The 11,642-nt window shown below is 70.3% G+C and carries 7 protein-coding genes; 6 read left to right on the top strand and 1 reads right to left on the bottom strand.

Features of this window, described 5'->3' with window-relative positions; translation table 11 throughout:
- Positions 1–2,087: DUF4175 family protein (locus OZN99_RS16020; RefSeq protein WP_270936261.1), on the top strand; the 2,087-nt coding region annotated here is incomplete at its 5' end.
- Between the two features lie 15 nt (positions 2,088–2,102).
- On the opposite strand, the gene OZN99_RS16015 is transcribed toward OZN99_RS16020, so the two are convergent.
- Positions 2,103–2,786 (bottom strand): helix-turn-helix domain-containing protein, encoded by a 684-nt coding sequence (locus OZN99_RS16015; protein ID WP_270936260.1) that lies wholly within the window; start codon positions 2,784–2,786, stop codon positions 2,103–2,105.
- A 214-nt stretch (positions 2,787–3,000) separates the two neighbouring features.
- On the opposite strand from OZN99_RS16015, the gene OZN99_RS16010 reads away from it, so the two are divergent.
- From OZN99_RS16010 to narJ, 5 genes are all read left to right on the top strand, one after another.
- Positions 3,001–4,365: an MFS transporter gene (locus OZN99_RS16010; protein WP_270936259.1), complete on the top strand. Its 1,365-nt coding sequence runs from the start codon at positions 3,001–3,003 to the stop codon at positions 4,363–4,365.
- Positions 4,366–4,390: 25 nt separating this feature from the next.
- Entirely contained in the window at positions 4,391–5,758 is a 1,368-nt protein-coding gene (locus OZN99_RS16005; protein WP_270936258.1) for an MFS transporter, read from the top strand.
- A gap of 13 nt (positions 5,759–5,771) precedes the next feature.
- Complete coding sequence (locus tag OZN99_RS16000; RefSeq protein ID WP_270936257.1) at positions 5,772–9,494, top strand: nitrate reductase subunit alpha; 3,723 nt, start codon at positions 5,772–5,774, stop codon at positions 9,492–9,494.
- The gene (gene narH, locus OZN99_RS15995; protein WP_270936256.1) at positions 9,494–11,125 is read left to right on the top strand and encodes a nitrate reductase subunit beta; all 1,632 of its coding nucleotides are present in this window, start codon (positions 9,494–9,496) and stop codon (positions 11,123–11,125) included. Before OZN99_RS16000 ends, narH begins: the two co-directional genes overlap by 1 nt.
- Positions 11,126–11,127: 2 nt before the next feature.
- Positions 11,128–11,642, top strand: a 515-nt coding sequence (gene narJ / locus OZN99_RS15990) for a nitrate reductase molybdenum cofactor assembly chaperone (protein ID WP_270936255.1), incomplete at its 3' end; no start/stop codon positions are given.

The raw sequence follows: 11,642 nt of genomic DNA, 5'->3' as shown, positions 1-11,642 counted from the left end.
CCGAGGTCGCCGCGCCGGCCCTGCCGCCGCCGCTGCGGCTGGAGGCCTGGGTGACGCCGCCCGCCTATACCGGCGCCGCGCCGGTCTTCCTGGACCCTGCCGGCGGCAGCGTCTCCGTCCCCGCCGGCAGCCGGCTCCAGGTGGCGCTCTCCGGCGGCACCGGGGGCGTGCCGGACCTGCTGCTCGGCAGCGCCGCTACGCCGTTCCGCGCGCTGGACAACCGCTCCTTCGGCGCCGAGGCGCAGCTCGACCAGGGGGCGCGGCTGTCGGTCCGCCGCGACGGGATGGAGGTCGCGGGGTGGACGCTCACCGTGCAGGCGGACCAGGCGCCGCGTGCCTATTTCCCGGATCCGCCCGGCCGCGCGCCGCGCGGGCTGGCCACGCGCATCCCCTGGGGCGTCGAGGATGACTGGGGCGTCGCCACGCTGACCGCCGAGATCCGCCTGAAGGCGCGCCCCGCCGCTGCGCCGCATGTGGTGGAGGTGCCGCTGCCCGCCGGCCAGCCGAGGCAGGCTCGCGGCGTTGCCGGCCCCGACCTCTCGGCCCATCCCTGGGCGGGGCTGGAGGTGGAGGTGCTGCTGCGCGCCCGCGACGGCGCTGGCCAGGAAGGTACCTCAGAGGGCGCGACGCTGGTCCTGCCGGAGCGCAGCTTCACCCATCCGGTCGCCCAGGCGCTGATCGCGCTGCGCAAGACGCTCTCGCTGGATCCGAATGCGCGCGGCGACGCACGCCGCGAGCTCGATCGCCTCGCCGCCGCGCCGGAAGCCTTCGAGCACGACACCACCACCTACCTGGCGCTGCGCAGCGCGCGCCACCGCCTGACCCGCGACCGCCGCCCGGATGCCGTGGCGGAAGCGCAGGAGATCATGTGGGAGACCGCGCTGGCGTTGGAGGAAGGCCGCGCCGAGCGCACCGCCCGCGCGCTGCAGCAGGCCCGCGAGCAGCTGCGCGAGGCGTTGCAGGAAGCCCAGCGCCAGCTGCAGGAGCAGCAGAACAACGAACGCGGCGAGCGCAACGCCGAGCAGCGCAGCGAGACGGAGCGCCGCATCCAGGAGCTGCGCGACGCCATCCGTCGCCACCTGGAGGCGCTGGCCGAGCGCCTGCAGCGCGAGAATGCGGAGGCGATGCCCTTCGACCCGCAGAACCGGCTGATGGACCGCCGCGACCTGGATCGCCGCACCGACCGGATGCGCGAAGCCAATCGCCAGGACCGACCGCAGGACGCCGAGCGCGAGCTCGCCGAACTCGAGGAGATGCTGCGCAACCTGGAGGAAGGGCGCACCGCCCGCAACGAGCAGCAGGAGCGCCGCCGCCAGCAGCGCCAGCGCGGCGAGCAGCAGATGGGCGTGGTCCAGGACATGGTGCAGCGCCAGACCCGCATGCTGGACAGCGGCCACCAGCGCGCCGAGGCGGAGACGCAGCGGCGCGAGGCGGAGCGGCGCGCGCAGCAGCAGCAGCAGCGCAGCCCTTGGAACCGGCCGAACCCGGAACAGCAGCAGCAACAGCAGCAGCAGCGCGCCGAGCAGGAACAGCAGGCCCGCGCCGACGCGCAGCGGGAGGCGCGCACCCAGCGCGCGCTGCGCCGCGCCCTGGGCGAGGTGATGCAGCAGTTCGGCGACCTGACCGGCGAGGTGCCGCCGCAGCTCGGCCGCGCCGACCAGGCGATGCGGGAGGCGCAGGAGAACCTGGCCGATGGCCGCGACGCCCGCGACCCGCAGCAGCGTGCCATCCGGGAACTGGTGGAGGGCGCGCGCCAGATGGCGCAGCAGATGCAGCGCCAGTTCGGCCAGCAGGACGGCGAGGGCGAGGAAGAAGGCGACGAATCCGGCGACATGATGGGTGAGGGCCAGGGCCAGGGCGAAGGCCAGGACCAGGCCCAGGACCAGGGCCCCGGCCGCGACCCGCTTGGCCGCCGCACGCGCGAGGCCCCGGGCGCGCAGGACAACGGCAGCGACACCCGCGTGCCGGACGAGGCCGAGCTGCTGCGCACCCGCCGCCTGCAGGAGGAGCTGCGCCGCCGCGGTGCGGAGCGCGAGCGCCCGCAGGACGAGCTGGACTACATCGACCGGCTGCTGCGGCGGTTCTGACCGCCGCAGCCTGGCTCACCCCTTTCTGTAGTTGAGCAGCTTGTCGCGGTCGGCCACGTCGATCCGCTTGCCCGCGCTGCGCACCACGCCATCCGCTTCCATCGCGTTCAGCGTGCGCGACAGCGTCTCCGGCGTCATGCCGAGCCGCGCAGCGATGGCGCCGCGAGGCTCGGGCAGCTCGGCCGATCCGGCGCCGCCGTCCTCCCGCACGCGGCGCGCCAGGAAGCGCGCGACGCGGCGGTCCGCCGGGCGCAGCTTCAGGTCCACCACCTGGTCCACCATCAGCCGCCAGTGCCGCGCCAGCAACTCCACCGTCGCGCGCGCCAGCGCGGGATCCTCCGCCACGCCGTCGCGGAAGGCATCGGCCGGGATCATCAGCACGCGCACATCGGTCAGCGCCGTGGCCGAGGCGAGGTAGGGCAGCCGCAGGATCACCGCCGGGGCGAGGAACAGCTCGCCCGCGCCGAAGATCTCGACGACCGTCTCCCCGCCCGCCTCGTCGCGCGCGACAAGTCCGACGGAGCCGGCCAGCAGCAGGTGCAGGAACTCCGCGGTCTCATGCTGCTCGAACATCACCGCGCCGCGCGGGAGGAGCTGCGTGAAGGACGGGCGCAGCAGCCGCGCCATCGCGGCCTCGCCGGCGACGACGAAGAAGGGCGTGCGGCGCACGAGCTCGATGTTCTGCGGTCGGTCCACCATGGCCGGGTCCCTCCGTGTCCAAGCCTAGGTCGGTCGATCAATCGAAACGTTGATTCAAATCAACGTCAGGCCGCGATCAGCGCATCCTCTGGGTTGTCGCAGTAGGGCTCTGCCGGAAATCGGGGGGCACAGCTCCGGCGACCTTGATATGTATCAACAAAACTGGGCCGCCTCGGCATCAGCTTGCACCCGCCTGAACGACAAGGAGGGGCGGATGGAATCCCAGGTCGGCACGATACGCAAAGGCGATCGCAGCCGCGCACTCTGGTCCAGCACGGCAGCCTTCACGGTGTGCTTCGCGGCCTGGACCATCTTCTCGATCCTGGGCGTGCAGGTGAAGCGCGACCTCGGGCTCAACGACTTCCAGTTCGGCCTGCTGGTCGGCACGCCGATCCTGACGGGCAGCCTGATCCGCCTGATGCTCGGCATCTGGGCCGACCAGTACGGCGGGCGGATCGTGTTCACCGGCGTGATGCTGGCCGCAGCGGTCGCGACCTTCCTGCTCAGCTACGCCTACGACTACACGACCTTCCTGCTGGCCGCGCTCGGCGTGGGCATCGCGGGCGGGTCCTTCTCGGTCGGCATCGCCTATGTGTCGAAGTGGTATCCGAAGGAGAAGCAGGGCACGGCGCTCGGCATCTTCGGGGCCGGCAATGTCGGCAGCGCGGTCACCAAGTTCCTGGCTCCCGTCGTGATGGTCAGCCTTGGCTGGCAGGCGGTGGCGCAGCTCTGGGCGGTGGGCCTCGTGGTCATGGCCGTGGTGTTCTGGCTCACCACCAGCGACGACCCCGACCTGGCGGCGCGGCGCGCCCGCGGCGTGCAGCCCGAGAGCTTTGCCGCGATGATGGCGCCGCTGGCCAACATCCAGGTCTGGCGCTTCAGCCTCTACTACTTCTTCGTCTTCGGCGGCTTCGTCGCGCTCGCGCTGTGGCTGCCGCGCTACTATGTCGGCGTCTACGGCCTCGACATCGTCACCGCCGGCATGCTTGGCGCGGCGTACTCCATCCCGGGCTCGCTGTTCCGGGTGCTGGGCGGCACGCTGTCCGACAGGTACGGCGCGCGGGCCGTGATGTACTGGACCTTCATCGGTTCCGTCATCTGCACCTTCCTGCTCAGCTACCCCGCGACGAGCTACGTGGTGAAGGGCATCCGCGGCCCGATCGAGTTCGAGATCGCGATCGGCTTCATCCCCTTCATGCTGCTGACCATGGCGCTGGGCTTCTTCATGAGCCTGGGCAAGGCCGCGGTCTACAAGCACATCCCGGTCTACTACCCCGGCCGCGTCGGCAGCGTGGGCGGCGTGGTCGGCCTGATCGGCGGCCTCGGCGGCTTCGTCCTGCCGATCGCCTTCGGCGCCGCGAACGACCTGATCGGCGTCTGGACCAGCTGCTTCATGCTGCTGTTCGTCGTCGTCACCGCCTCGCTGATCTGGATGCACGTCGCCATCCGCCGGATGGAGACGGCGAAGCACCCCGCGCTGCGCGGCCCGCAGGACCTGCCGGAGGCCCAGGCGCTCGCCGCAGCCGCCGGCGCGCCGACCGCGACGCTGCCCAAGGGCGGCCTGGTCGCCGGCGAGTAACGCGATCCGAAAGGCAACACGGACCATGTCCTCCACCTCTCCCGCCGACCGCCTGCCTTCGGGCAGGCCCGGCGGCACCTGGATCCGCCACTGGACGCCAGAGGACGAGCGCTTCTGGGAGACCGAAGGCAAGGCGATCGCGTGGCGCACGCTGGCGATCACCACCGCCAGCCTGACCATGGCCTTCATCACCTGGTTCGTGGTCAGCGCCCTGGTCGTGCGGCTGCCGCAGATCGGCTTCCGCCTGACGCCGGGCCAGCTGTTCTGGCTGGCTGCCATGCCGGGCCTGGCGGGCGGCACGCTACGCCTGTTCCACATGTTCTTCACGCCGATGTTCGGCACGCGGCACGTGGTGGCGATCTCCACCGCCTCGCTGCTGCTGCCGCTGGCGGGCTGGGCGATGGCGGTGCAGGACACCTCCACCCCCTACTGGGTGCTGATGCTGCTGGCGTTCATGGCGGGCCTCGGCGGCGGCAACTTCAGCTCCTTCATGCCCTCGACGTCGCTGTTCTTCCCGAAGCGGCTGCAGGGCACGGCGCTGGCGATCCAGGCGGGCATCGGCAACTTCGGCGTCTCCGTCGTGCAGTTCGTGACGCCCTGGATCATCGGCTTCGTGATGTTCGGCGCGATGGCCGGCGATGCGCAGACCATGACCCGCGCAGGCCAGCAGTCCAGCGTGTGGCTGCAGAACGCGACGCTGGTCTACATCCCCCTGGTCGCGGCCTTCGCGCTGCTGTCGTGGATCATGCTGAAGAGCGTGCCGGTGAAGGCGAACTTCCGCCAGCAGCTCGACATCTTCGGCAACAAGCACACCTGGGCCATGACCAGCCTCTACATCATGACCTTCGGCGCCTTCAGCGGCCTGTCGGGCACCTTCCCGCTGCTGATCAAGCAGGTCTACGGCCACCTGCCCGGCGCGCCCGACCCGCTGGCCTATGCCTTCTACGGTCCGCTGGTGGGCAGCCTGCTGCGCGTCGCCGCCGGCCCGCTCTCCGACCGCTTCGGGGGCGCGAAGGTGACGCAGGTGGCGGGGCTCGGCATGGCGGCCTGCGCGGTCGCGATCCCGCTGGTCACCGACGGCAGCGACCTCTCCACCTTCCCGGCCTTCGTGGCTGCGATGCTCGGCCTCTTCGCCTTCGCCGGCATCGGCAACGCCTCCACCTTCAAGCAGATGCCGATGATCTTTGAGCCGCGCCAGGCCGGCGGCGTGATCGGCTTCACCGGTGCCATCGCCGCCTACGGGCCCTTCCTGTTCGGCCTGCTCTTCGGCTGGGCCTTCGGCGCCTTCGGCAAGCCGGACGCGGTGTTCCAGGGCCTCGCCGCCTTCTTCCTCCTCAACGTCGCGCTGAACTGGTGGCTCTACGCCCGCCGCGGCGCCGCGACCCCCTGCTGAAAGGGCGCTCAGAATGTCGCATTTCCTCGATCGCCTCGGCTTCTTCCGCAAGGCCGCCGAGCCCTACGCCAACGGCCACGGCCAGGTGGTGGATGAGCCACGCGGCTGGGAGGACGCCTACCGGGCCCGCTGGGCGACGGACAAGGTCGTCCGCTCCACCCACGGCGTGAACTGCACCGGCTCCTGCTCCTGGAAGATCCACGTCAAGGGCGGCGTGGTCACCTGGGAGACGCAGCAGACCGACTATCCGCGCACGCGCCCTGGCCTGCCGAACCACGAGCCGCGCGGCTGCGCGCGCGGCGCGTCCTATTCCTGGTACCTCTACAGCGCGAACCGGGTGAAGCACCCGATGATGCGCAAGCGCCTGCTGAAGCTGTGGCGCGCCGCGCGGGCCGAGCATGCCGATCCCGTGCAGGCCTGGGCCTCGATCCAGGCCGACGGCTCCAAGCGGCGCGAATACCAGAAGGTCCGCGGCCTCGGCGGCTTCGTCCGCGTGACCTGGGAGGAAGCGGAGGAGCTGATCGCCGCGGCCAACATCCACACCGCCAAGGCGCACGGCCCGGACCGCGTCATCGGCTTCTCACCGATCCCGGCCATGTCCATGGTCAGCTACGCGGCCGGCAGCCGCTACCTGTCGCTGATCGGCGGCGTGTGCATGTCCTTCTATGACTGGTACTGCGACCTGCCTCCGTCCTCTCCCCAGACCTGGGGCGAGCAGACCGACGTGCCGGAGAGCGCCGACTGGTACAACACCGGCTTCCTGATGATGTGGGGCTCCAATGTGCCGCAGACGCGCACGCCGGACGCCCACTTCATGACCGAGGCGCGCTACCGCGGCGCCAAGACGGTGGTGGTGACGCCCGACTACTCCGAGGCGTCGAAGTTCGCCGACCTCTGGCTGCACCCGAAGCAGGGCACCGATGCCGCGCTGGCGATGGCGATGGGCCACGTGATCCTCAGCGAGTGGCACGCGCAGGGGAAGGGCGACTACTTCCTCGACTACTGCCGTCGCTACACCGACATGCCGATGCTGGTGCTGCTGGAGGAGAAGGACGGCCGCCTGGTCGGCGGGCGCCAGCTCCGCAGCTCCGACCTCGAGGGCGGCCTCGGCGAGACCAACAATGCCGAGTGGAAGACCGTCGCCGTGGACGAGGCGACCGGCCGGCTCTACGCGCCGACCGGCTCCATCGGCTTCCGCTGGGGCGAGCAGGGCAAGTGGAACCTCGAGGGCCGGGACGCGCGCACGCTGGAGGTGACGACGCCGCGCCTCTCGCTGATGGGCGAGGAGGAGGCCGAGGTGGCCTTCCCGTATTTCGGCGCCCGCGCGCCGGAGTTCTTCAACCCGACCGCCCATGACGAGGTGATCGCGCGCCGCGTGCCGGCCCGCCGCATCACGCTGGCCGATGGCAGCACGCGCCTGGTCGCCACGGTCTACGACCTGTTCCTGGCGAACTACGGCGTGGCCCGCGACGGCAGCACGGATTTCGACGCCGACGCGCCCTACACCCCGGCCTGGGCCGCCAAGGTCTGTGGCATCCGTGCCGCCGACATCGTCACCACCGCGCGCGAATTCGCCGCCAACGCCGACAAGACGCATGGCAAGTCCATGGTCATCCTCGGCGCGGCGGTGAACCACTGGTACCACGGCGACATGATCTACCGCGGCATCATCAACCTGCTGGTGATGTGCGGCTGCATCGGGCAGTCCGGCGGCGGCTGGAGCCATTACGTCGGCCAGGAGAAGCTGCGCCCGCAGACCGGCTGGGTGCCGCTGGCCTTCGCCACCGACTGGTCGCGCCCGCCGCGGCAGATGAACTCGACCTCCTTCTTCTACGCGCATACCGGCCAGTACCGGTACGAGAAGCTGGAGATCGGGGAGCTGCTGTCGCCGACGGCGCCGGACTCGCTCAAGGGCTCGCTGATCGACTTCAACGTCCGCGCCGAGCGTATGGGCTGGCTGCCCTCCGCGCCGCAGCTGCAGCAGAACCCGCTGCGGCTTGCCGCCGCCGCCGCCGAGGCCGGGCTGGAGCCCGCCGCCTATGTGGCGAAGGGGCTGAAGGACGGCGCGCTGCGCATGTCCTGCGAGGACCCAGAGAACCCGGCGAACTGGCCGCGCAACCTCTTCATCTGGCGCTCCAACCTGCTCGGCTCCTCGGGCAAGGGGCACGAGTATTTCCTGAAGCACCTGCTCGGCACCTCGCATGGCGTGCAGGGCAGGGACCTCGGCGACGAGGGCGGCCAGAAGCCGGAGGAGGTGACCTGGCGCGACGCGCCCGAAGGCAAGCTGGACCTGCTGGTGACGCTCGACTTCCGCATGAGCACGACCTGCGTGCATTCCGACATCGTGCTGCCGACGGCCACCTGGTACGAGAAGCACGACCTCAACACCTCGGACATGCACCCCTTCATCCACCCGCTGTCGGCGGCGGTGGACCCGGCCTGGGAGAGCCGGACGGACTGGGCGATCTTCCGCGGCATCGCCAAGCGCTTCTCCGAACTGGCGGTCGGGCATCTCGGCGTGGAAAAGGACGTCGTCCTCGCCCCGCTCATGCACGACACCGCGCAGGAGCTGGCGCAGGGGTGCCTGGACTACAACGTGCGCGACTGGAAGCGCGGCGAGTGCGAGCCCGTCCCCGGCAGGACCATGCCGGCGGTCGCGGTGGTGGAGCGTGACTACCCGCGCACCTATGCCCGCTTCACCGCGCTCGGCCCGCTGCTCGAGAAGCTCGGCAACGGCGGCAAGGGCATCGGCTGGAAGACCGCGCACGAGGTCGAGTTCCTCGGCAGGCTGAATGGCGAGCGCGAGGTTCCCGGCGCCGGGCTGCGGCCGAAGATCGAGAGCGACATCCACGCCGCGGAGGTCATCCTCTCCCTCGCGCCCGAGACGAACGGGCATGTGGCGGTGAAGGCGTGGGAGGCGCTGGGCAAGAACACCGGCCGCGACCACACCCACCTCGCCGCCGGCAAAGAGCACGAGGCGATTCGCTTCCGTGACGTGCAGGCGCAGCCGCGCAAGATCATCTCCTCCCCCACCTGGTCCGGCATCGAGAGCGAGGAGGTCTGCTACAACGCCGGCTATACCAACGTGCACGAGCTGATCCCCTGGCGGACGCTGACCGGCCGGCAGCAGCTGTACCAGGACCACCCGTGGATGCTGGCCTTCGGCGAGGCGCTCTGCGTCTACAAGCCGCCGGTGGATCTCAAGGCGCACATGGCGATGGTGGGCGCGAAGCCGAACGGCCATGCCGAGATCGCGCTGAACTTCATCACGCCGCACCAGAAGTGGGGCATCCACAGCACCTACAGCGACAACCTCATCATGCTCACGCTGAACCGCGGCGGCCCGGTGGTGTGGCTGAGCGAGGTGGATGCGCGGAAGGCGGGGATCGAGGACAACGACTGGATCGAGGCCTTCAACGTCAACGGCGCGCTGACCGCGCGCGCCGTCGTCTCCCAGCGCGTCCCGGAAGGGATGGTGATGATGTACCACGCGCAGGAGAAGATCGTGAACACGCCCGGGTCGGAGGTGATGAAGACCCGCGGCGGCATCCACAACAGCGTCACCCGCACCACGCCGAAGCCCACCCACATGATCGGCGGCTACGCGCAGCTCAGCTGGGGCTTCAACTACCACGGCACCATCGGCACCAACCGCGACGAGTTTGTCGTGGTGCGGAAGATGGCGACCGTGGACTGGATGGATGAACCGGCGGCCCAGGCCGAGGAGACCGTGTGATGAAGGTCCGCGCGCAGATCGCGATGGTGCTGAACCTCGACAAGTGCATCGGCTGCCACACCTGCTCCGTCACCTGCAAGCAGGTGTGGACCAGCCGCGAGGGTGTGGAATACGCCTGGTTCAACAACGTCGAGACGAAGCCCGGCATCGGCTATCCCAAGGAGTGGGAGAACCAGGAGAAGTGGAAGGGCGGCTGGAAGCGCAAGCGCAACGGCAAGCTCGAGCCGCGCATCGGCGGAAGGCTGCGGGTGCTGGCGAAGATCTTCGCCAATCCCGACATGCCGGAGATCGACGACTACTACGAGCCCTTCACCTTCGACTACGCGAACCTGCAGAACGCGCCGGAATCGAAAGCGATGCCGACCGCGCGCCCCGTCAGCCTGATCACCGGCGAGCGGATGGAGAAGATCGAGTGGGGCCCGAACTGGGAGGAGATCCTGGGCGGCGAGTTCGCGAAGCGCTCGCGTGACGCGAATTTCGAGGGCATCCAGAAGAAGGCGCTCGGCGAGTTCGAGCAGACCTTCATGATGTATCTTCCGCGCCTCTGCGAGCACTGCCTCAACCCGGCCTGCGTCGCCGCATGCCCCTCCGGCAGTATCTACAAGCGCGAGGAGGACGGCATCGTCCTGGTCGACCAGGACAAGTGCCGGGGCTGGCGCATGTGCGTCTCCGCCTGCCCCTACAAGAAGATCTACTACAACTGGCAGTCCGGTAAGGCGGAGAAGTGCACCTTCTGCTTCCCGCGAATCGAGGCGGGCGAGCCGACGGTGTGCTCCGAGACCTGCGTCGGCCGCATCCGCTACCTCGGCGTGATGCTCTACGACGCCGACCGGATCGAGGAGGCCGCGAGCGTCGAGAATGACGAGCACCTCTACCGCTCGCAGCTCGACATCTTCCTGGACCCGTCGGATCCGGAGGTGATCGCCGCGGCACGTTGCGACGGCGTGCCGGAGCTGTGGCTGGAGGCCGCGCGCCGCTCGCCCGTCTACAAGATGGCGATCGAGTGGGGCGTCGCCTTCCCGCTGCACCCGGAATACCGCACGCTGCCGATGGTCTGGTACGTGCCGCCGCTGTCGCCCGTGCAGTCGGCGCACGAGGCCGGGCACATCGGCTGGGACGAGAAGGGGCTGCCCGACGTCTCCAAGCTGCGCATCCCCGTGAAGTACCTGGCGAACCTGCTGACCGCGGGCGCCGAGGCGCCGGTCACGCTCGCGCTGCAGCGGATGATGGCGATGCGCATGCACATGCGCGCCCGCACGGTGGAGAACCGGATGGACGTGGAGGTGCTGAAGGCCGTCGGCCTCTCGCTGGAGCAGGTGGAGGAGATGTACAGGGTGATGGCGTTGGCGGACTACGAGGACCGCTTCGTCATCCCCTCCACCCATCGCGAATACGCGGAGAACACCTTCGACCTGAAGTCGTCCTGCGGCTTCAGCTTCGGCAATGGCTGCTCCACCACGGGCTCCAACGCCGCGAACCTGTTCTCGACCAAGCGCACCTCGGCGGGCCACCAGGCGCCGCGGGTGGAGATCCGCCGCGTCCCGACCGCCCCGGCGGCCGCCGCGCCGGCCATCCCGCCCGCGCGCCCGTCCGAGCCCCCCGCGCCGGCGCGCACGAAGGAGGAGGCGTGACCATGCGCGCCTCCCTCCGCGCGCTCGCCGCGCTGCTCGCCTATCCGACGGATGACCTGCTGGACGCCCTGCCGGAGGTCCAGCAGGCGGTGGCCGACGACCTCGCCCTGCGCCCGGCCCTGCCGGCGCTGGACCAGCTCATCGACCATCTTGCCGACAACGACCTACTCGACCTGCAGGAGGAGTATGTCGGCCTGTTCGACCGCACGCGCTCGCTCTGCCTGAACCTGTTCGAGCACGTCCACGGCGACAGCCGCGAACGCGGCCCGGCCATGGTGGAGCTGCTCGGCATCTACGCCGAGGCGGGGCTCGAGCCCGCGACGGGCGAGCTGCCGGACCATTTGCCGCTGCTGCTGGAATACGCCGCGGTGGCGGGAGAGGCCGGCGTGCAGCTGCTGGCCAATGCCGCGCCGGTGCTGGACCTGCTGCATGGCCGCCTGGTCGCGCGCCGCAGCCTCTGGGCCGGCGCGCTGGACGGCGCGCTGCGTGCCGCCGGCCAGGCGCCCGGCGCGGTGCC

This window comes from Falsiroseomonas oryzae, assembly GCF_027856955.1.
Lineage (GTDB): Bacteria > Pseudomonadota > Alphaproteobacteria > Acetobacterales > Acetobacteraceae > Falsiroseomonas > Falsiroseomonas oryzae.
The sequence above is the reverse complement of the archived record's forward strand: the minus strand, read 5'-3'. Positions and strand labels throughout refer to the sequence as shown.

What these genes read in the sequence shown, in the direction of transcription:
- OZN99_RS16000 (WP_270936257.1), top strand. Translation starts at nt 5,772, where the DNA reads ATGTCGCATTTCCTCGATCGCCTCGGCTTCTTCCGCAAGGCCGCCGAG.
- narH (WP_270936256.1), top strand. Translation starts at nt 9,494, where the DNA reads ATGAAGGTCCGCGCGCAGATCGCGATGGTGCTGAACCTCGACAAGTGC.
- OZN99_RS16010 (WP_270936259.1), top strand. Translation starts at nt 3,001, where the DNA reads ATGGAATCCCAGGTCGGCACGATACGCAAAGGCGATCGCAGCCGCGCA.
- OZN99_RS16005 (WP_270936258.1), top strand. Translation starts at nt 4,391, where the DNA reads ATGTCCTCCACCTCTCCCGCCGACCGCCTGCCTTCGGGCAGGCCCGGC.
- OZN99_RS16015 (WP_270936260.1), bottom strand. Translation starts at nt 2,786, where the DNA reads ATGGTGGACCGACCGCAGAACATCGAGCTCGTGCGCCGCACGCCCTTC.